The sequence below is a fragment of the Arsenicicoccus bolidensis DSM 15745 genome (genome assembly GCF_000426385.1).
In the GTDB taxonomy this organism is placed as follows: domain Bacteria; phylum Actinomycetota; class Actinomycetes; order Actinomycetales; family Dermatophilaceae; genus Arsenicicoccus; species Arsenicicoccus bolidensis.
This window is the reverse complement of the sequence record NZ_AUFG01000037.1, coordinates 1-19,388: the sequence shown is the minus strand read 5'-3', so window position 1 is coordinate 19,388 and position 19,388 is coordinate 1. Positions and strand designations below refer to the sequence as shown.

Annotated in this window: 17 protein-coding genes; 8 read left to right on the top strand and 9 right to left on the bottom strand. The window is 70.6% G+C overall.

Annotated features, from left to right (window positions below):
* Positions 1 to 327: 327 nt before the first annotated feature.
* From K313_RS0115900 to K313_RS0115885, 4 genes are all read left to right on the top strand, one after another.
* Positions 328 to 1,572, top strand: coding sequence for an arginine deiminase (locus K313_RS0115900; RefSeq protein WP_029212447.1), 1,245 nt, complete (start codon positions 328 to 330; stop codon positions 1,570 to 1,572).
* On the top strand, positions 1,572 to 2,573 hold the full coding sequence (argF, locus tag K313_RS0115895; protein ID WP_029212446.1) for an ornithine carbamoyltransferase: 1,002 nt from the start codon (positions 1,572 to 1,574) through the stop codon (positions 2,571 to 2,573). Before K313_RS0115900 ends, argF begins: the two co-directional genes overlap by 1 nt.
* A 3-nt stretch (positions 2,574 to 2,576) precedes the next feature.
* The gene (locus K313_RS0115890; protein WP_029212445.1) at positions 2,577 to 3,542 is read left to right on the top strand and encodes a carbamate kinase; all 966 of its coding nucleotides are present in this window, start codon (positions 2,577 to 2,579) and stop codon (positions 3,540 to 3,542) included.
* A gap of 347 nt (positions 3,543 to 3,889) precedes the next feature.
* Positions 3,890 to 4,420, top strand: coding sequence for a hypothetical protein (locus tag K313_RS0115885; protein ID WP_029212444.1), 531 nt, complete (start codon positions 3,890 to 3,892; stop codon positions 4,418 to 4,420).
* A 21-nt stretch (positions 4,421 to 4,441) separates the two neighbouring features.
* Here K313_RS0115885 and K313_RS0115880 read toward each other — a convergent pair whose 3' ends face one another.
* From K313_RS0115880 to K313_RS0115860, 5 genes are all read right to left on the bottom strand, one after another.
* Positions 4,442 to 5,926: an alanine/glycine:cation symporter family protein gene (locus tag K313_RS0115880; RefSeq protein WP_029212443.1), complete on the bottom strand. Its 1,485-nt coding sequence runs from the start codon at positions 5,924 to 5,926 to the stop codon at positions 4,442 to 4,444.
* A 225-nt stretch (positions 5,927 to 6,151) separates the two neighbouring features.
* The gene (locus K313_RS0115875; RefSeq protein WP_019287444.1) at positions 6,152 to 6,397 is read right to left on the bottom strand and encodes a hypothetical protein; all 246 of its coding nucleotides are present in this window, start codon (positions 6,395 to 6,397) and stop codon (positions 6,152 to 6,154) included.
* 85 nt (positions 6,398 to 6,482) lie between these two features.
* Entirely contained in the window at positions 6,483 to 7,697 is a 1,215-nt protein-coding gene (fahA, locus tag K313_RS0115870) for a fumarylacetoacetase (RefSeq protein WP_029212442.1), read from the bottom strand.
* A 143-nt stretch (positions 7,698 to 7,840) separates the two neighbouring features.
* Positions 7,841 to 8,785, bottom strand: a complete 945-nt coding sequence (locus tag K313_RS0115865; protein ID WP_029212441.1) for a hypothetical protein — start codon at positions 8,783 to 8,785, stop codon at positions 7,841 to 7,843.
* An 8-nt stretch (positions 8,786 to 8,793) separates the two neighbouring features.
* On the bottom strand, positions 8,794 to 10,005 hold the full coding sequence (locus K313_RS0115860) for a homogentisate 1,2-dioxygenase (protein WP_029212440.1): 1,212 nt from the start codon (positions 10,003 to 10,005) through the stop codon (positions 8,794 to 8,796).
* Positions 10,006 to 10,088: 83 nt separating this feature from the next.
* Between K313_RS0115860 and K313_RS0115855 the strand changes: the two genes are divergently transcribed.
* Together K313_RS0115855 and K313_RS0115850 are read left to right on the top strand one after the other, a co-directional pair.
* Entirely contained in the window at positions 10,089 to 10,604 is a 516-nt protein-coding gene (locus K313_RS0115855) for a MarR family winged helix-turn-helix transcriptional regulator (protein WP_034253695.1), read from the top strand.
* Between the two features lie 43 nt (positions 10,605 to 10,647).
* The gene (locus tag K313_RS0115850; protein WP_029212438.1) at positions 10,648 to 11,919 is read left to right on the top strand and encodes an alpha-amylase family protein; all 1,272 of its coding nucleotides are present in this window, start codon (positions 10,648 to 10,650) and stop codon (positions 11,917 to 11,919) included.
* Positions 11,920 to 12,011: 92 nt separating this feature from the next.
* Here K313_RS0115850 and K313_RS0115845 read toward each other — a convergent pair whose 3' ends face one another.
* Entirely contained in the window at positions 12,012 to 12,410 is a 399-nt protein-coding gene (locus tag K313_RS0115845) for a VOC family protein (RefSeq protein ID WP_029212437.1), read from the bottom strand.
* Between the two features lie 1,621 nt (positions 12,411 to 14,031).
* Between K313_RS0115845 and K313_RS0115830 the strand changes: the two genes are divergently transcribed.
* On the top strand, positions 14,032 to 14,421 hold the full coding sequence (locus K313_RS0115830; RefSeq protein WP_029212435.1) for a cupin domain-containing protein: 390 nt from the start codon (positions 14,032 to 14,034) through the stop codon (positions 14,419 to 14,421).
* A 29-nt stretch (positions 14,422 to 14,450) separates the two neighbouring features.
* Here the strand turns inward: K313_RS0115830 and K313_RS0115825 are convergent, their stop codons facing one another.
* Together K313_RS0115825 and K313_RS0115820 are read right to left on the bottom strand one after the other, a co-directional pair.
* The gene (locus K313_RS0115825; RefSeq protein WP_029212434.1) at positions 14,451 to 16,061 is read right to left on the bottom strand and encodes an FAD-dependent monooxygenase; all 1,611 of its coding nucleotides are present in this window, start codon (positions 16,059 to 16,061) and stop codon (positions 14,451 to 14,453) included.
* Between the two features lie 53 nt (positions 16,062 to 16,114).
* Positions 16,115 to 17,074 (bottom strand): MBL fold metallo-hydrolase, encoded by a 960-nt coding sequence (locus tag K313_RS0115820; protein ID WP_019287303.1) that lies wholly within the window; start codon positions 17,072 to 17,074, stop codon positions 16,115 to 16,117.
* Between the two features lie 141 nt (positions 17,075 to 17,215).
* Between K313_RS0115820 and K313_RS0115815 the strand changes: the two genes are divergently transcribed.
* Complete coding sequence (locus K313_RS0115815) at positions 17,216 to 17,920, top strand: IclR family transcriptional regulator (protein ID WP_029212433.1); 705 nt, start codon at positions 17,216 to 17,218, stop codon at positions 17,918 to 17,920.
* Positions 17,921 to 18,141: 221 nt separating this feature from the next.
* On the opposite strand, the gene trhA is transcribed toward K313_RS0115815, so the two are convergent.
* The gene (gene trhA, locus K313_RS0115810) at positions 18,142 to 18,864 is read right to left on the bottom strand and encodes a PAQR family membrane homeostasis protein TrhA (protein ID WP_019287305.1); all 723 of its coding nucleotides are present in this window, start codon (positions 18,862 to 18,864) and stop codon (positions 18,142 to 18,144) included.
* Positions 18,865 to 19,388: the final 524 nt, after the last annotated feature.

The window sequence follows — 19,388 nt, the reverse complement described above, 5'->3', positions numbered from 1 at the left end:
ATGGGTCGTGCGGTGGCCCACGCCGTCGGGGGCCAGCGTGCCGATGGGTGAGGCACGGCATACACCGTATGCCCCCCTGGCGGTCGTCTCACGTCCGGGTGCCCGTCATCTGGTGGGATTCGCTGCCGCGCATACCTATCTGCGGCATACCGTGTGCCGCTCGACCCGGTGCAGCATGAACGCTCACCACCCGCTCTGACCAGCGAGATCGGCACCCTCCCCGGTGTAGGCGCAGGGCCCGCTCTGCGCTTTGATAGGGGCGGACCACGGCGGGGAAGCCTTCGAGCGAGGGCGATCCACCCAGAACCAGCGAGCGAGGGAACCCAGATGACGAGCGAGCGCAGAGCCTACGTCGGCTCCGAGGTCGGCCAGCTCCGCCGGGTGCTGCTGCACCGCCCGGACCGTGAGCTGGCGCGCCTCACGCCGAGCAACAAGGAGGCCCTGCTCTTCGACGACCTGCCGTGGTTCGAGGAGGCGCAGAAGGAGCACGACGAGTTCGCCCAGGCGCTGCGCGACCTCGACGTGGAGGTCCTCTACCTGCAGGACATCCTGACCGAGACGCTCGAGCACCCGGCCGCCCGCCAGTTCCTGTTCGACCACCTCCTCGACGACGAGGTCTTCGGGCCGCAGGCCATCGACCCGATGCTCGAGGTCCTGTCCGGCATGGGCTCCGGGGAGCTCGCCTCGGTGCTCATCGGCGGGATCACCAAGCAGGAGATGCTCGGCCGTATGCCGAACGAGCCCGCCTCGCTGGTCCTGCACTCGATGGGGCGCGACCAGTTCGTGCTGGCGCCGCTGCCGAACCACCTGTTCACGCGGGACACGACCTGCTGGGTCTACGGCGGGGTGTCGATCAACTCGATGCGCATGACGGCGCGCGTGCGCGAGTCCCTGCACTACGAGGCGATCTATCACTGGCACCCGGAGCTGTCCGGCGGCGACCACTCCCTCACCCGCTGGTCGGACGGCCTCGGCACCGGGCTGGCCTCGATGGAGGGCGGCGACGTGCACGTGCTGGGGCGAGGCGGGGTCCTCGTCGGTATGTCGGAGCGCACGACCCCGCAGGCGGTGGAGCGCCTGGCGCAGCAGCTGTTCAACGCGCACGCCGCCACCAGCGTCGTCGCGATCGCCATGCCGCAGGGTCGGGCGATGATGCATCTCGACACCGTCATGTCGATGGTCGACGAGCACACCTTCACGAAGTACGCCGGGCTGGGGATGCTCCCGGCATACACCCTGACCCCGGGGGACGAACCCGGCCGGCTGCGGGTCCGGTCCCACGCACCCGAGGACATGCACAGGGCGATCGCAAGAGCGATCGGCCTCGACGACATCCGCACCCTGACCGCCGACCAGGACCTGGCGGCGGCGGAGCGGGAGCAGTGGGACGACGGCTGCAACGTGCTCACCGTCCGGCCCGGCGTGGTGATCGCCTACGAGCGAAACACCACGAGCAACGACCACCTGCGCGACAACGGTGTCGAGGTGGTCACCATCAAGGGGAGCGAGCTGGGCCGGGGCCGTGGCGGCCCGCGCTGCATGAGCTGCCCCATCGAGCGAGAGGACATCTGATGTCGTTCACCCTGCGCCACCGCAACTTCCTCAAGGAGGTGGACTTCACCCCCGCGGAGTGGAAGCACCTGCTGAAGCTGTCCGCGGACCTCAAGGCCGCGAAGTACGCCGGCACCGAGCAGCCGCGGCTGCGGGGCAAGAACATCGCGCTGATCTTCGAGAAGACCTCGACCCGGACGCGCTGCGCCTTCGAGGTCGCGGCGTACGACCAGGGCGCGGGGGTGACCTACCTCGAGCCCACGGGCTCGCAGATCGGGCACAAGGAGTCGATGAAGGACACCGCGCGGGTGCTGGGGCGCATGTATGACGGCATCGAGTACCGCGGCTTCGCGCAGTCGCTCGTCGAGACGCTCGGGGAGTTCGCGGGCGTCCCGGTGTGGAACGGCCTGACCGACGAGTGGCACCCCACCCAGATGCTCGCCGACCAGCTCACGATGACCGAGCACTCGGACAAGCCGCTGTCGCAGATCGCCTTCGCCTATCTCGGTGACGCGCGCAACAACGTCGGCAACTCGCTGCTGGTGTCCGGCGCCATGGCCGGGATGGACGTGCGCATGGTCGCGCCGACGTCGCTGCAGAACACCGAGGAGGTCGTCGCCCTGGCGTGCGGGATCGCGAAGCAGACCGGTGCCCGCATCACGATCACCGACGACGTCGAGGCGGGGGTGCGCGGCGCGGACTTCCTCTACACCGACGTGTGGGTGTCGATGGGTGAGCCCAAGGAGGTCTGGGACGAGCGGATCGCGCTGCTCAAGGACTACCAGGTCAACAAGGCCACGATGGAGGCGACAGGCAACCCGCAGGTCAAGTTCATGCACTGCCTGCCGGCCTTCCACGACCGGGCCACCAAGGTGGGGGAGGACATCTTCCAGGCCACCGGCATGGAGGCCCTCGAGGTCACCGACGAGGTATTCGAGTCCGAGGCGTCGATCGTCTTCGACCAGGCGGAGAACCGCATGCACACGATCAAGGCGGTCATGGTCGCCACCCTGGGGGACTGACCCGTGCGCATCGTCGTCGCCCTCGGCGGCAATGCCCTGCTCGAGCGGGGCGAGAAGCCCGACGCCTCGACCCAGCTCGAGCGCGCCAAGGCGGCCGCCCGCGCCCTCGCGCCGCTGGCGGAGGAGCACGAGCTGGTGATCACCCACGGCAACGGCCCGCAGGTGGGGGTGCTGGCGCTGGAGTCGGCCAACGACCCGGCCCTGTCGGAGCCCTACCCCTTCGACACGCTGGGTGCGCAGACGCAGGGGATGATCGGCTACTGGCTGCTGCAGTCCCTGCAGAACGCCCTGCCCGGCCGACAGGTCGCCGCGATGGTCAACCAGACCCTGGTGATGGCGCACGACCCGGCGTTCGCCGACCCGACGAAGTTCGTCGGCGAGACCTACTCGGAGGCCGAGGCGCGGTCCAAGGCGGACGAGCGCGGCTGGACCGTAAAGCAGGACACCAAGGGGTGGCGCCGCGTGGTGGCCTCCCCGACGCCGCAGCGCATCGTCGAGACCCGGATCGTCCGGCTGCTGCTGTCGTCCGGTGCGGTCGTGGTCTGTGCGGGCGGTGGCGGCATACCGGTGATCCGGGACGAGAAGGGCAAGCTCAAGGGCGTCGAGGCGGTCGTCGACAAGGACCTCACCGCCGGGCGGCTCGCCGAGGCGCTCGAGGCGGACGCGCTGTTCATCCTCACCGACGTGGCGCACGTGGTCGAGGGCTTCGGCACGGACGACGAGCGGCCGATCACGCGCGCGACGCCGGGGATGCTGCGGGCGATGGACCTGCCGGCGGGGTCGATGGGCCCCAAGGTCGAGGCCGTGTGCCGGTTCGTCGAGCTCACCGGCGACCTCGCCGGGATCGGCCGGCTGCAGGACGTGGCCGCCATGATCGAGGGCGAGGCGGGCACGATCGTCACGCCGGGCGGCAACTACGGCGGCCCCGACGACCTCAACCCCCGCCACGAGCTCACCGTCGACATCTAGACCTACCTCAGGTAGTCACATCGACCCGCCTTAGTCCCCCAGGCTGATGTTCCCAAGGCCGGTCGATGTGTCGAAGCCGGGTCGATCTGCCGGACCCGGGCTGGTGTGACTACCTCAGGTCGTCACATCGGCCTGGCGTGCCAACCCGGGCGGATGTGCCTACCTGAGGGAGGTCCTGGAGCCGGGGAGTGGTCGTATGACGACGTACAGCGACTGGAGTGGTGCAGGCAGGTGGCGTAGTTACTCACGGGTAGAGGGACGGCGGGCGGGCCGATAGCGTCACGACGCACCGTGCCCGTGGGCGCTGCAGGCCAGCGCTCCGCCCTCCACCCCGGGAGACCGCAGCCATGACGCACCGCCCCAGCCGCCCTCGCGCCGACGTCGTCGTCGGGGTCCTCGCCGCCGTCGCCCTCGGGGCCGCCGGGTGCAGCACCGAGAAGGCCGCCGCCGGTGGCTCGGAGGAGGCCCTGCAGAACGCCTTCACCGCCTCCGAGGCCGCGCTGCGCAAGCTCGAGAAGCTCCCTGTCGACGGGCCGGTGGCCTCGGCGGACTTCCTCACCCCGGAGTATCTCGAGCAGCACAACGCCATGAGCCGCAGCATCGAGGCCGGCGGCAACCGGATGGTCGGCCAGCGCAGGTTCGAGTCGATCAAGCGCGTGCAGTACTCCATCTGGCCCCGGCCGGTGACCTCCATGCGCGTGTGCAGCGTCGGTGACGTCCGCATGCTCGACGAGAAGGGCAAGGACGTCACCGTGGGGCTCGACCGCAAGCCGAAGCCCAGGGGGCAGAGCCGCGAGGCGATCGTCTACGACCTGGAGTCGCGCGACGAGGGCAAGACCTTCCTCGTCAAGGGGGCGCTCCCGGACGGGACGTGCTGACGACCGCCTCGGGCCCTGCCGTCAGACGTCGGCGTCCTCGTGGACGTCGTTGGGCGCGAACCACTGGCCGGGCGCGTGACCCGGGCGAAGGCGCCACACCTCGCCGGGGACGTCGTCCGGCATGTAGGGGTTGTCGTCGAGGTCGAAGCCCGCGTTGACCGGGTCCGGGTTGGACTCGAGGTCGCGCAGCGCGGCGATCGCGTGCTTGCCGAGCGCCATGAGGGCGACCAGGTTGAGCACCGCCATGAAGGTCATGGCCAGGTCCGCCAGGTCCCACACGAAGGCCAGGCTCTGCAGCGCGCCCCAGGCCACGGCACCGATGGTGAGCAGTCGGATCGCGAACGCGCCGACCTTGCCGCCACGCATGAAGTCCATGTTGACCTCGGCGTAGGTCTCGTTGCCGATGACCGAGCTGAACGCGAAGACGAAGATCAGGAAGGCCATGACAGGGGCGACCCACGAGCCGAGCTCGCTGGCCAGGGCGGTCTGCGTGAGCGTCGCCGCCTGGTCGCGCGTGGTGACCCCGGGCGTGTAGACCTCGGGGCCGGCCAGCAGGATCATCACGGCGGTCGAGGTGCAGACGATGATCGTGTCGATGAAGACACCGAGCGCCTGGACCATGCCCTGGTGGGCGGGGTGCGAGGTGGTGGCGGCGGCCGCGGCGTTCGGGGCCGAGCCCATGCCCGCCTCGTTGGAGAACATCCCGCGCTTCACGCCGTTGAGCATCGCCGCGACGATGCCGCCGGCGGTGCCGGCCAGCGCCTGGTCGAGGCCGAAGGCGCCCTTGAAGATGTCGCCGATGGCGTCGGGGACCTCGCCGATGCGGAGCACCAGCACGGTGAGGGCGAGCAGGAAGTAGGCGAGCGCCATCAGCGGCGCCATGTACTCCGTCACGCGGGCGACGGACTTGAGCCCGCCGAGGACGATGGCCGCGGTGATGACGACCAGGACGATCGCGGTGATCCAGGTGGGGATGCCCCACGTGCCCTCGACGACGCCGGCGATCGTGTTGGCCTGCACCATGTTGAACGCCAGGCCGAAGGTGAAGATCAGGCAGATGGCGAAGGCGATGCCCATCGGGCGGGACTTCAGGCCGCGCTGCATGTAGTAGGCCGGGCCGCCGCGGAAGGTGCCGTCGGTGTGGGGCACCTTGTAGAGCTGGGCGAGCGTCGCCTCGACGAACGCGGTGGCCATGCCAAGGAAGGCCATGACCCACATCCAGAAGATCGCGCCCGGACCACCCAGCGCGAGGGCGATGGCCACGCCGACGATGTTGCCGGTGCCGACGCGGGACGCCAGCGAGATGCAGAAGGCCTGAAAGCTGGAGATGCCCTCCCCGCCGCCGCTGCGCGAGCCGATGGCCACCTTGACCATCGTCCCGAAGCGGCGGAACTGGGCGCCCTTGCTCCACAGGGTGAAGAGGATGCCGGCGGCCGCCAGCAGGACGATCAGCAGCCAGGTCAGCTTGTCGTTGGCGACGAGGATGCCGTCGTGGATCGCGTTCATGGGGGTCCGTTCGTGCGAGATCGGGGCCGCCGTGGTGATGACGGGCGGTCGCGGGCGCGACGTCGGCACACACTATGCAACGACGCGCATATGGTCTCGTCCGGGGTGGGACCTGAGGCTGAGCGTGTCCTGACCGTGACCTGACGCCAAGCGGCCGGTATGCCGGAGCGCCCGCAGCCTGGGCCGGTGCGGGTAAGGCGGCGGGCAGCGGGCGCAGGGCGGCGTTCAGCTGCGCAGCGGGGTGGGGGTGGAGTCGTCCCGACCCTCGGTGGGCGCGTCGGTGGGCTGGTCCTTGCGGCGCCCGACGAGGGGCAGCCCGGCAAAGACGCAGCCGACGGCCACGGCGATGGCCAGCAGGCTCCAGTTGTCCGTGGTCATCGCCAGGACGACACCGATGGCCGTTGCGAGGGCGATCGTCATGGCGTTCTGCTTGGTGGTCTTTCTGGTGGTCTTGGTCGGCGTGTTGTCCATGACTCGAACCTAGGGCCCCACCCTGGGCGGGGGATCCGTCTCGCGGACGAGATCCGTGGGACGGCTCCCCCGCAGGGTGGAGAGGTCAGCGGGCAGGGGTGATGCGGCCGCGGCACTCGCCGAGGCCGATGCGGCGGCCGTCGCGCCCGCGTGCGGTGGCCGTCAGCACGATCTCGTCGCCGTCCTCGAGGAACGTCCTCGTGGAGCCGTCGGACAAGGTGATCGGGTCGCGCCCGCCCCAGGTCATCTCGATGAGGGCGCCGCGCTGGTCGACCTCCTTGCCCGAGATGGTGCCGGAGGCGTAGAAGTCCCCGGTGCGCACGGAGGCGCCGTTGATGGTGGTGTGGGCGAGCATCTGCGCACCGGTCCAGTACATCTGGGCGTAGGGCGGGCGGGAGACGACCTCGCCGTTGAGCCGCACCTCGATGTCGATGTCGAGGCCCCACGGCTGGTCCGGGACGTCCTTGAGGTAGTCCTGCAGCGGCACGTCGCGGGCCGGCGGCTCGATCCGAGCGTCCTGCAGGGCCGCGAGCGGCAGCACCCAGCCGCTGATCGACGTGGCGAAGGACTTGCCGAGGAAGGGGCCGAGGGGGACGTACTCCCACGCCTGGATGTCGCGGGCGGACCAGTCGTTGGTGAGGGTCACGCCGAAGACGTGCTGGTCGAACTCGCTCACGGCGACGGAGGATCCGCGCTCTGACCCCACGCCGACCACGAAGCCCAGCTCGGCCTCGATGTCGAGGCGGATCGACGGGCCGAAGACGACGTCGCCGTCGGGCGTCCGCCGCTGGCCCTGCGGCCGTGGTATGTCCGAGCCCGACACGATCACGGTCTGCGAGCGGCCGTGGTAGCCGATCGGCAGGTGCTTCCAGTTGGGCGTGAGGGGCTCGGAGTCGGGGCGAAGGATTCGGCCGATGTTGGACGCGTGGTTCTCGGAGGCATAGAAGTCGACGTAGTCGCCGACGGTGAACGGCATCAGCATCGTGACGCCCTCCAGGTCGACGAGGTACTTCTCGACGACGGGGCGGTGGGCCTCGTCGGATAGCCAGGTCTGGATGTCGCCGCGCAGCCGCTCCCACGCCTCCGGTCCTGCCGCGAGCAGGACGTCGAGGTTGCTCTCCTCGACGACGTCGGACCACTCGCCGGGCAGCTCGGTCGCGGCCTCCGTGAGGTCGAGGGCCTGGTCACCGATGCGCACCCCGAGGTGGGCGAAGTCGTCGCCGGTGTCCATCGAGCCGTAGGGGAGGGCGTCGAGGCCGAACGGGCTGTCCTGCGGGATGTCGACCCAGGTGGTCGTCACGTGAGCTCCTTCTTGGTGGCTGAGGTGGCTGTGGTGGCTCGGTGCGGGTGGCGTAGGTCAGGTGGGGGTGCTGGGTCGTCGTGGTGCGGCTACGGGTGTGGGGCGCGGCTACGGGTGTGGGCGCGGCTACGGATGCGGGGGCGCTACTGCTGCTGGTCGACCTGCTGGGTGGGGTCGCGCAGCTCGAGCACCTCGACGGGCGAGGTGAGGCCGAGGGCCGCGAGGTCCTCGACCGGTGCGCCGGTGCTGCAGGAGCCGTAGGCCACGAGCCCCGCCCGCACGCGTCGCTGCGCGTCCTCGCTCGCGGCGAGCGCCTCGGCCGCGAGGGCGTCGGCGTCGGTGCTGCCGAGCGCCTCGGCGACCTGGGCGGAGTCGGCGCCGGCCTGGGCGCGCAGCAGCGCGACGAGGATGTTGACCACGCCGTGATGCTCGAACCCCGTCTGCTCGTCGGTGTAGCGCAGCGCGTGGTGCAGGCCTGCCGTGCACTTGAAGCGCGCCCCGAGCTCGGCTGCGGCACCGAGGAAGTCGGCGAGCTGGTCGATGCTCGGGAACAGGTCGGGGGTCCCGCCGCCGCACCTGACCTTGGCGCCGAGGCCCGCCTCGTGGACCGCGGTCAGCGCAGCGCGCGTCTCGCCGTCGTCGGCCTGGGCGAGGGGGATCTCGACGTACGTCGACACCGCGTCGGGCAGGGCGCTGGCCGACGTCACGACCGCGCCCATCGCCTCGTCGAGCGGCTGGTCCAGGGGCAGCCGCAGCTCGACGGCGCCGAGCTGCAGGCGCGGGTCGCCGACCAGGGAGGTCGCGAGCCCCGGCAGGGAGGCGAGGGGCTGGTCGAGGATCACGCCGACGTCGACGGTCTCCCCCTCGCGCAGCGCCTGGCGCAGCTCGTCGAGCCTGCTCCCTGGGCACAGGAACCGGCCGGTGTGCACCGGGTGGGCGGCGACCAGGTCGGCCCGGTGGCGGGCGACGGCGTCGTCCATCGCGAGGGCGGTGGGCGGGAACAGGCCGGCGTCGTCGACCAGCGCCGCGACGAGCGGCTGGGTCGCGAGCGGTGCGGGGGCCCCGGGTGCGTCGGTTGCGTCCGTCATACGGCCGATCATCCCTGACCCAGCCGGCGCCCGCCCGACCAGCTGTAGGGGTAGCGGTCGTCCTCGGTCGCCAGCGCGGCCTCGCCGAGGTCCAGCGGGCGGAAGGTGTCGACCATGACGGCCAGCTCGTCGAAGAACTCGGCCCCGATCGAGCGCTCGTAGGCCCCGGGCTGCGGGCCGTGCGCGTGACCGGCCGGGTGCAGCGAGATCGAGCCCTGCCCGATGCCGGACCCCTTGCGCGCCTCGTAGTCGCCGCCGCAGTAGAACATGACCTCGTCGCTGTCGACGTTGGAGTGGTAGTAGGGCACGGGGATCGCGAGCGGGTGGTAGTCGACCTTGCGGGGCACGAAGTTGCAGATGACCAGGTTGTTGGCCTCCCACACCTGGTGGGCGGGCGGCGGCTGGTGCACGCGACCGGTGATGGGCTCGTAGTCGGCCACGTTGAAGACGTAGGGGTAGAGGCAGCCGTCCCAGCCGATCACGTCGAAGGGGTGCTGGGGCTGGACGTGGATCGTGCCGTCGATGCCGGACGGCCCCCGCCCGCGGTGCTTGATGTAGACCTCGACGTCCTGCTCGTCGACCATCACCGGGTCGCTGACGTGCCGGAAGTCGCGCTCGCAGTAGGGGGCGTGCTCGAGCAGCTGCCCGTGCTTGGACAGGTAGCTGCGCGGCGGGTTGATGTGGCTGTTGGCCTCGATGGCGTAGACGCGGACCGGCTCGTCGCCCGTCGGCACCCAGCGGTGGATGGTCGCGCGCGGGATGATCACGTAGTCGCCCTCGTGCACGTCGACGTGCCCGAGCTGGGTCTGCACGGTGGCCGTCCCGGACTCGACGTAGCAGCACTCGTCGCCGATGGCGTTCTTGTAGAGCGGGCTGGGCTCGGTCGCCGCAACATAGCTGATCCGCACGTCTCCGTTGCCCAGGAGCAGACGTCGGTGGCGGACGGCGTCGAGGCCCTGGCCCTCGGCCTCGGCGGGCAGGTCGTGGGTCCTGAGGTGGCGCGGCAGCAGGGGGTCGTTGGGCGTGAGCGTCTGGTCCGGCAGCTCCCAGGGGCGCACGTCGACGATCGCGCTGGGGATGTAGCGGTGGTAGAGCAGGCTCGAGTCCGAGCTGAAGCCCTCCTCACCCATGAGCTCCTCGTAGTAGAGGTCGCCCTCGGGGGTGCGGTGCTGCGTGTGGCGCTTGGGCGGGATGCTGCCCGCGGTGCGGTAGTGAGCCATGACGCCTCGTCTCTCGCGCAACTGATACATCGGTGTACTATCTGGACTGTAGCGGATGGGTCCGACAGGCACCAGGGGGCGTGATGAGCGAGCTGGACTTCTGGTCTTTCGTGCGCGAGGCACGCGACCGCCTCACGGACGCCGGCTACGCCGACCCCGGGGCCACCGAGCTGCTCCTCACGCTCAACCGCGCGTCCGGGATCGTCACCTACGACCTCGAGTCCTCGATCCACCGCCCCGCGGGCCGGTCCTGGTCGGCCTTCCGCATCCTCTACGTCCTGTGGCTGGCCGGCGCGATGGAGCCCAAGCGCGTCGCCCAGCTCACCGGCCTCACCCGCGCCGCCGTCTCCAACCTCACCGGCGGCCTGGTCGACGACGGGCTCGTATGCCGCGAGCCCGCCCCCCACGACGGCCGCTCCGTCCGGCTGGGGCTGACGCCACGCGGGGTGGAGGAGATCCGCACCCTGTTCGCCGCGCAGCACGAGCGGGAGCAGGCCTGGGCCGCGGCGCTGAGCCCCGCCGAGCAGCACGTGCTGGTCACCTTGCTGGACAAGCTCGTCGGAGCCCGCGACGACGTCGCGCCCCGCCTGCGCCACTGACGCGTCCCGCGCCGGTCCGCACGGATGCGGCAGACTCGGGGGCATGGCCTGGACCGAGCACGTCATCTGGTGGCACGTCTATCCCCTGGGCGCCGTGGGTGCGCCCATCAGGGAGCCGTATGACGAGAGCGTGGTCGCCCACCCGCTCGAGCGGCTCGACGGGTGGCTGGACTACGCGATCTCGCTGGGCGCCAACGGGCTCCAGCTGGGGCCGGTGTTCGCCTCCACGACCCACGGCTACGACACGACGGACCACCTGCGCATCGACCCGCGCCTCGGCGACGACGGTGACTTCGACGAGCTCGTCAAGCGGGCGCACGACCGGGGCCTGCGGGTCATGCTCGACGGCGTCTTCAACCACGTCGGGCTCGAGCACCCGCTCTACCAGCAGGCCCTCGGCGAGGGCCGGGAGTCGCACGCGGCCCGGCACTTCCGCATCGACTGGGACGCCGACGGCGGGCCCCGACCCGACGTCTTCGAGGGGCACGGGTCGCTCGTCGCGCTCGACCACGCGCACGACGAGGTCGTCGACCTGGTCGCCCAGGTCATGCTCCACTGGCTTCGCCGGGGCATCGACGGGTGGCGGCTGGACGCGGCCTACGCGGTCGAGCCGGCGTTCTGGGCGCGCGTGCTGCCGCGCGTGCGGGCGGAGTTCCCCGACGCGACCTTCGTGGGCGAGGTGATCCACGGCGACTACGCCGCGATCGTGCGCGAGTCCACGCTCGACTCCGTCACGCAGTACGAGCTGTGGAAGGCCCTCTGGTCCTCCCTCAACGACAAGAACTTCTACGAGCTCTCCCACGCCCTCGAGCGGCACGGCGCGCTCCTCGGCGACGTCGTGCCGATGACCTTCGTTGGCAACCACGACGTCACCCGCATCGCCTCGCGGGTGGGTCCGGCCGCGACGGTGCTCGCGGTGGCCTGCCTCATGACGGTGGGCGGGACGCCTTCGCTCTACTACGGCGACGAGCAGGCCTTCGAGGGCGTCAAGGAGGACCGCGAGGGCGGCGACGACGCCGTCCGCCCACCGCTGCCCGCGACCCCCGCCGAGCTGAGCACCTTGGGGGAGTGGATGCTTCACGTGCACCAGGGGCTGATCGCGGTGCGTCGCCAGCACCCCTGGCTCGTCCGTGCGCGCACGAGCGTGGTGGAGCTCAGCAACGAACGCTTCACCTACGAGTCGCGCCCCGCCGCCGGCGCCCCCGAGGAGGGCGACCCCGCTGCCGTCATAAGGGTCACGCTCGACGTGTCGGGCGAGCCGCGGGTGCAGGTCGAGGCGTCCGGCGCGACCGCCTTCACCTGGCCCGCCGGCTGATCACCCACCTCCGGCCGCGTCCGCGGCCACCCCACGCGGCCGTCAGGCTCTGTGGACGTCTTGGGCCTGAGCCCAGGAGCCAGCGGACGCCGTCAGAGGTGCTTGTCGGCCGTGACCTGCACGAGGTGGACGGGGTTGCCGTCGGGGTCTGCGACCCAGGCCACGCGCGTCCGCCCACCCTGGAAGGGATGCGGCTCGGACAGGAGCGGAGCGCCTCCCGCGGTCAGCCGGGCGACCTCGCCGTCGACGTCGTCGCAGTAGAGCACGATCTCCACGGGCCGACCGCCGAGCTGTGGGTCCAGACCGTGGTCCTCCCGGGCGGCGGTGACGGTGGAGATCCCGATCGTGACCCTGTCCAGCGTCAGCTCCACGTGCACGGGGTCTCCGTGGGAGGGGGTGCGAAAGGTCACGTGGAAGTCGAGCCCCTCGTAGAACGAGGAGAGGCGGGGGAGATCGTCGGTGTACAGCGTGATCATCGGCGTCCGGTACATGCCTCGACCGTAGTGGAGCCGGGGAGCGACGGGCGGAGCGCGAGACGGCTCGCTGCGCGGTCACCTGGCCCTCTGACGGGCCACCTGACGTATGGCCGTCTGCTGCTTCTGCCGGCCCGTCCAGACGCCTCATCAGACCTGTCATCCGCTCCGCCGATCCGAGGTCATGGGCGACGAGGGGATGGCGGGTCAGAACCCCTGGCTGGGGGTAGGGTGAGCGCGCAGCCGCCGGTCAACCACGTCCACGTCCTCATCGACGCCTCCCGCGTCACGAAGCGCCGGCCCCACGCTGACGGGTTCACATCGTTAGGGGGAGATGCGTGCGCTGGGAACCGACGCGTCGTGCGTGTCTGTCGGTCATATCGGTGGCAGTTCTGCTGCGAGTCGCCCTGGCCTGGGGGACGCCCGGCCACGATTTTGACCGGGGGATCTTTCACGGGTGGGGGATGTCTCTCGCCTCCCAGCCGTGGTCTCACTTCTACGAGGCGAGCGGTGTAGCGGATCACCTGCCGGGGGATCTCTTCTTTCACGGGGTCCTGGCCGTGATGGCCGATCGGGCAGGGTTGTTGGGCGATTCGCAGACCTACTTCGTGCTTCTCAAGTCGTGCGCCGTCCTCGTCGACCTCTGCCTGCTCCTCACCGTGTTCTGGTGGGCGAGAACCAGCAGCAGGGGGGGGGGCTTGGCCCGGCGCTGCGCTGATCGCCGTCTCGCCCGGGATCATCATGGTGAGCTCGATCTGGGGGCAATGGGATGCGCTGTCGGCATTGCTGCTCGTCCTGGCGGTGATGTCCTACGGACGATCGGGCCAACGCCCTGAGCTGAGCGGGGCGCTCGCCGCGTGGGCTTGCCTCATCAAGCCCCAGCTGGCTGTGTTCTTCATTGGATTTCTCATTGCGTGGCTCATCCGGTCACGCCTTGATCGGCGAGCTCTGTCAAGGACCGTCCGCTATGCGCTCGGCGGTGTCATCTGGGCGCAGCTGCTCATGCTTCCGTTCGACATGGGCCTGCCCGGGGTCGGTGCCAGGTGGCAGCTTCACGACAAGCTGCGTGAGGCGAGCGACCTCTACCGAGCGACGACGCTGGGTGCGTCCAACGTGTGGATGATCGTGAGCGGGCGCAGCTGGGTCTGGGACACGACGATGTTCGGTCCGCTGACAGCACGGTCCTGGGGCAATGTGGCGTTGGTGTGTCTGCTCGCCGGGCTGACTGCCTATGCCCTCCGGCTGAAGGGAGCAGCGTCCCCGATCTGGCTCGGCACCAGTTTCTTCTTCACGTTCTTCATGGTGCAGACGAGGATGCACGAGCGGTACATGTTCCCTGTCGCGGTGCTCACGATCCTGCTGGCGGTCATGACTCATGGTGGCGTCGATCGACGAATCGGCTGGGGGATGGCCCTGCTTGCCCAGGCGTCATTCGCGATGGCGATCGAAGCATCACTGGCCATTGGTATCTCTGGGGACGTCCGGGCCTGGTTCGTCGTGGCGGCGGCCTGCCTGAACGTCCTGCTGTGGATCACCCTTATCGCCTACCCGGCCCTCGCGAGCCGCAGCGGGGCGCACGCGCCCGGCCGAGGAGCGCTCACGGCTGCGAGGATGGCTGCACCGACGAGAGGAGCACGACATGAGCGACCCGACCGAGGGCCACGTCGAGCAGGGGGACGGCCCGGACCGGCGGCCCGGCACCACCGACGGCACGTCGACGCTGGTCGAGGAGGTGTGGGGGCGGTCGTCGTCGCGCGGCGGACGACCCGGCGCGACCGCCGTGATCGACAACGACAGCACCAAGGTCGTGGCCTTCGAGTTCGCCGAGGGTGACGAGCTCAAGGAGCACGCGGCGCGCCACCCCGTCCTGATCCAGGTCGTGCGGGGGCGCGTGACCTTCGAGCTGCCCGACCGCACCGTCGAGCTCGCCCCCGGGGCGCTGCTGCACCTGACGCCGATGCTGCGGCACGCGGTGCGGGCGCTGGAGCCCACGACGCTGACGGTGACGATGCTCCTGCCGCACGCCTGAGTCAAAGGGCGGCGTCGACCACAAGCGCGTCAGCGGCGCAGGACGCGACGGACGGCCGCGCCGACCTCGGCCGGGGTGGTGACGATCGCGGCGATGTGCGCATCGGGCCGTATGACGACCGCCTGCCGCCCGTGGAGGTGCAGCGACGCGGCGACCACGCCCTCGGGGTCGACCTCGTCCAGCGTGACCACCGTGACGCCGCACCGCATCCCGTCGACGGCGTCCTCGCAGGCGCCCAGGTCGAGGTCGGAGCCGACGAGCACGACCAGGCCGCGGCGCGCCAGCTCGCGCAGCCGGTGCACACCGCCCGGACCGGCGATGGGGACGTCCGGCACGAGCACGCCGGGCACGGGCTCGGGGTCCTCGCCCTTGGGCGGGCGTCCGGGCCACGGGCGATCGGCAGCGGGCGTGGTGAGCTCGGAGTCGACGTACCAGAATGGCTCGGACAGCCGACCCGAGTCCACCTGGCCGCGGGCCTCGGGGTTGAGCACGGCGTTCTCGAGGATGTCGAGGCGGCGGGCGTGCTCCTCGGGGGTCTGCGGCACGAGGAAGGCCATGGTGCGCGACGTGACCTCGAGGTTCTCCGCGGCGGCGGCGTGCCGCTCGGAGTGATAGCTGTCGAGCAGGGGCTCGTCGGCCCACCCGTGCAGGACGAAGGCGAGCTTCCACGCGGCGTTCTCGGCGTCGAGGACCCCGGAGTTGAGGCCGCGCGCACCGAACGGCGACACCAGGTGCGCCGCGTCGCCGGCCACCAGCACGCGTCCCACGCGCATCCGGTCGACCTGGCGAGCGTGGAAGCGGTAGAGCGACTTCCACACGATCTCGTAGTCGCTGTCCGCCCCGATGATCTGCCGGATCCGTCGGTCCAGCCCGCCGCTCGCCTCGTCCTGCTTCAGCGAGAAGTCCGGCGGCACCTGCCAGTCGATGCGGTAGGTCGAGTCGGGGCACGGGTGGATGAGGACCTGACGGCCGGGGCTCCACGCGGGGTCGAAGTAGAACCGCCGCTCCTGCTCCCACCCCGGCAGGGACGCGCGGATGTCGCAGATCAGGAACTGGTCGTCGAAGGTCAGGCCGTCGAAGGTCAGACCCATCAGGTCGCGGATCGGGCCGCCCTTGGAGCCGGGCGCCGCGACGGCATAGGACCCCGTGAGATCGACCGTGCCGGAAGGGGTCTCGCAGGTCAGCGTCACGTGGTCGGCGTCCTGGCGCAGGCCGGTGACCCGGTGCCCCCAGGCATAGGTGATCAGTGCGGAGCGGGCGATCTGCTGGTCGAGCAGCTCCTCCGTGCGGGTCTGGCTGATGTTGACGAACGGCGGGAACGGCGACCGCCCCTTGTCCACGAAGCCCTGGCAGAACAGCTCGGTGTCGCGATAGAAGGTGCGCGCCCGCGTCCAGGTCAGCCCCTCGTCCGCCACCTGGCGACCCGCGCCGACGTGGTCCCACACGTCCAGGACGTCCCTCTGCTGGCACAGCGCCTTGGAGCCGATCGGGTCCCGCTCCGGACGAGAGTCCAGCAGCAGCACCGGGACTCCCCAGCCCGCGAGCAGCAGCGCCGCGGTCTGGCCGACGGGTCCCGCCCCGATGACGAGGACCCTCTGGTCGTCGGAAAGCGTTGGTGGGGTGGTGGATTCGTGAGGCATGACGTCGATGTCCTTGCTCTCAGGTTAGATTCGCGGTCGCGTCGATCAGTCGCTCAGTCCTGCAGCTTGTCCCAGACCTCGCGGTCCCGCTCCGCCGTCCAGATGCGCGGCCAGTCGATGCCGTCGAGCTCGTCCCACACGCGCTGCACGTCGAACGGCGCGCAGTGCTCGAAGATCGGCCACTTGCCGTACTTGGGGGCGAGGGCCGCGTGGGTCGCCTCGAAGGCCTCCTTGACCGTGCCGCCGCGCTCGTGCACCGCCCCGACCTCGCGCCGCATCGTCGTCAGGAAGTTTCGCGTCTGCTCGATGGCCGCCTCGACCTCCTCGCGCCCGTGGGCGATGGCGCCGCGCCCGCCGATGAGGTGCTCCGCGCCATACGACTTGATCTGGTCGAGGGTGCCCGTGGACCAGTCGCGGTGGAAGGCGTCGCCGGTGTAGAGCGCGGCCTGCGACTCGACCAGGTCGCCCGCGAAGAGGACCTTGTGCTTGGGGATCCACATGATGATGTCGCCGGCGGTGTGGCCGCGGCCGCAGTACTTCAGGACGACGTCGCCGCGGTCGCCGCCGAGCGGGATGACGAGCTCGTCGTCGAAGGTCTGGTCCGGGTGGGTCAGCCCGGGGATGGACTCGGGCTCCTTGAACAGCCTTGGCATGCGGCCGAACTCGCTGTCCCAGTCCTGCTGTCCGCGCTCGTCGATGAGGGTCTTGGTCATGTGGTGCGCGACGATCGTCTCCGCGTCGAAGGCGCTCGCGCCGAGCACGCGCACCGCGTGGTAGTGGCTGAGGACGAGCCACCGCACGGGCTTGTCGGTGTGCTGACGGAGCTTGGCGAGCCAGTCGCGCGCGGCGACGGGGGTCGCGAGCGCCTCGAAGCACACCACGAAGTCCTCGCCCTCGACCGCCCCGATGTTGGGGTCGCCCTCCGCGGTCAGAGCGTAGACGCCATCAGCCAGCACCTCGAGCGTCTGCTCCTTGGGGCCGAGGTCGGCGGACGAGGCGAAGGGCTTGGCCATGGGGACTCCTGTGTCGTCGTGGCTGCGCTGGTGCACCGCGTGAGTTCCCACGCGGGGAGTTCTCATATAGAGTCGCAAGTGCGTTTATCGGTTTTCACGACTGTATGGCGGAAACCGCGCACCGGCAAGAGGGGATCCGTCATGACCGCGCCCGCCGACAGCACGTCCGAGGCCACGTCCCGAGGCAAGCCGTCCGGCAGCCAGACCCTGGACCGCGGGCTCTCGCTGCTCGAGGTGCTGGCCGCCGCGCCCCGCCCGCTGACCATCGCCCAGGTCGCCGAGGCGGCAGGGCTGCACCGGTCGATCGTCTACCGGCTCCTGCGCACGCTGGAGGAGCACCGCCTGGTGTCGCGGGACGACTCGGACCGGTTCCGCCTGGGCTACGGCCTCGTGGCGCTGACCCGCACCCTCGACCCCGACCTGCGGGCCATCGCGACGCCGCACCTGCGGGCGCTCGCGGACGAGGTCGACCTGACGGCCTTCCTCGTCGTGGAGGAGCGCGCCCAGTGCGTCACGCTGATGGTGGCGGAGCCCACGACGCCGGGGACGATGTTCACCCACCGGGTCGGCACGGTCCACCCCATCGATCGGGGAGCCCCCGGCCTGGCGCTGCTGGCCCAGCACGCCCCCGCCTCCGACGACCCCGAGGGCGCCGTCCGCTGTCGCCGGCGCGGGTGGGCTCAGACGAACGGCGAGGTGCTCGACGGCGTGCAGGCGATTGCGGCGCCGCTGCTCGGCCACCACGTCCCTGCCGCCGTCGCGGTCAGCTACGTAGGCGACAACACCCGCCCCGACCTGGCTGACCAGGTCGTGCAGTGCGCCCAGCGCATCGCCCGCCGCCTCTGACCCCGCCCCGCGAGCGCCCGCCGCCTCTGACCCCGGCCCGCCAGCGCCCGCCGCCTCTGACCCCGGCCCGCCAGCGCCCGCCGCCTCTGACCCCGGCCCGCCAGCGCACGCCATTGGTCACCAATAACGTTTTGGAACGTTCACAATGGGCGTCCACACGGGATTGGTGACCAATGCGGCCAGCGGGTGTGCGGGGTGCGGGGGTGCGTGAGGCTGGCGCGTCAGCTGAAGATGACCCAGGCGATGGCGATGTAGTGCACGATCGCCGCCAGGATCGTGCAGGCGTGGAACACCTCGTGGAAGCCGAACCAGGTGGGCGAGGGGTTGGGGCGCTTCAGGCCATAGCAGACCGCGCCGCCGGTGTAGAGCAGACCGCCCACCGCGATGAGGATGACCGTCACCGCGCCTCCGGCGGCCCAGAACTGCGTCAGCCACCCGACCGCGGCCCACCCCATCGCGACATACAGGAGGGTGTAGAGCCATCGCGGCGCGTCGATCCACAGCGTGCGGAACAGCACGCCCGCGATCGCGCACGCCCAGATCAGCGACAGCAGGATCACGCGGGAGCGACCCTCGAGCAGCAGCAGCGCCAGCGGGGTGTAGCTACCGGCGATGAACACGTAGATGTTGGCGTGGTCCCAGCGCCGGAACGCCGCGTAGACCTTCTCGTTCCACGTGCCGCGGTGATAGGTCGCGCTCGTGCCGAACAGCAGCAGCGCCGCCACCAGGTAGATCGCGCTGCCGATGCGTCCCGTCAGCGTCGGCGCGAACACGCACAGCACCAGCCCGGCGAAGAATATCACCGGCGTCATGCCGGCGTGCAGCCACCCGCGCAGCTTGGGCTTGACCTGGCGCAAGGCCTCCACCGGCCGCTGCGCGACGCTCGGCGAGGACGCGGCGCGGGAGGCTCCGGTGGTGTCAGGGTGTTCAGCGACGGCGGGCATACCTTGACGTTACGCGCGCAACCTGGGCGAGGGCCACGCTCGACATACGGGATCACGACCCGATCACTGCTCGTGCCGCGACAAAGCCGACCGACTCCACCGGCGGTATGCCGTCGCGCCGACCCTTCCGGGGCTGACGCTCATCGCCGCGACCATCCGCAGCCATCGCGCTGCCGTTCGTGAGCTGGGAGCTCACAAACTGCTGTCTGGCGGGCGTCTGGGCAGCACTTCGTGAGCTGGGAGCTCACAAACTGCTGTCTGGCGGGCGTCTGGGCGGTGCTTCGTGAACTGGGAGCTCACAAACTGCTGTCTGGCGGGCGTCTGGGCGGTGCTTCGTGAGCTGGGAGCTCACAAAAATCCGGCAGGCGTCAGGCAAGCTCCATGATGCGGTCCCAGGACGGGCCGTCGAGCGACACGGCCGCGGCGGGGAACAGGCCGTTGTCCTCGCGGTCCATGTGCACGCGCAGCCGGTCCTCGAACGCCTTGTAGCCCCCGAAGTCGCCCGCCTTGACCGCGTCGAACAG

What these genes read in the sequence shown, in the direction of transcription:
- K313_RS0115900 (WP_029212447.1), top strand. Translation starts at nt 328, where the DNA reads ATGACGAGCGAGCGCAGAGCCTACGTCGGCTCCGAGGTCGGCCAGCTC.
- argF (WP_029212446.1), top strand. Translation starts at nt 1,572, where the DNA reads ATGTCGTTCACCCTGCGCCACCGCAACTTCCTCAAGGAGGTGGACTTC.
- K313_RS0115885 (WP_029212444.1), top strand. Translation starts at nt 3,890, where the DNA reads ATGACGCACCGCCCCAGCCGCCCTCGCGCCGACGTCGTCGTCGGGGTC.
- K313_RS0115880 (WP_029212443.1), bottom strand. Translation starts at nt 5,926, where the DNA reads ATGAACGCGATCCACGACGGCATCCTCGTCGCCAACGACAAGCTGACC.
- K313_RS0115875 (WP_019287444.1), bottom strand. Translation starts at nt 6,397, where the DNA reads ATGGACAACACGCCGACCAAGACCACCAGAAAGACCACCAAGCAGAAC.
- K313_RS0115865 (WP_029212441.1), bottom strand. Translation starts at nt 8,785, where the DNA reads ATGACGGACGCAACCGACGCACCCGGGGCCCCCGCACCGCTCGCGACC.
- K313_RS0115860 (WP_029212440.1), bottom strand. Translation starts at nt 10,005, where the DNA reads ATGGCTCACTACCGCACCGCGGGCAGCATCCCGCCCAAGCGCCACACG.
- K313_RS0115855 (WP_034253695.1), top strand. Translation starts at nt 10,089, where the DNA reads ATGAGCGAGCTGGACTTCTGGTCTTTCGTGCGCGAGGCACGCGACCGC.
- K313_RS0115850 (WP_029212438.1), top strand. Translation starts at nt 10,648, where the DNA reads ATGGCCTGGACCGAGCACGTCATCTGGTGGCACGTCTATCCCCTGGGC.
- K313_RS0115845 (WP_029212437.1), bottom strand. Translation starts at nt 12,410, where the DNA reads ATGTACCGGACGCCGATGATCACGCTGTACACCGACGATCTCCCCCGC.
- K313_RS0115830 (WP_029212435.1), top strand. Translation starts at nt 14,032, where the DNA reads ATGAGCGACCCGACCGAGGGCCACGTCGAGCAGGGGGACGGCCCGGAC.
- K313_RS0115825 (WP_029212434.1), bottom strand. Translation starts at nt 16,061, where the DNA reads ATGCCTCACGAATCCACCACCCCACCAACGCTTTCCGACGACCAGAGG.
- K313_RS0115820 (WP_019287303.1), bottom strand. Translation starts at nt 17,074, where the DNA reads ATGGCCAAGCCCTTCGCCTCGTCCGCCGACCTCGGCCCCAAGGAGCAG.
- K313_RS0115815 (WP_029212433.1), top strand. Translation starts at nt 17,216, where the DNA reads ATGACCGCGCCCGCCGACAGCACGTCCGAGGCCACGTCCCGAGGCAAG.
- trhA (WP_019287305.1), bottom strand. Translation starts at nt 18,864, where the DNA reads ATGCCCGCCGTCGCTGAACACCCTGACACCACCGGAGCCTCCCGCGCC.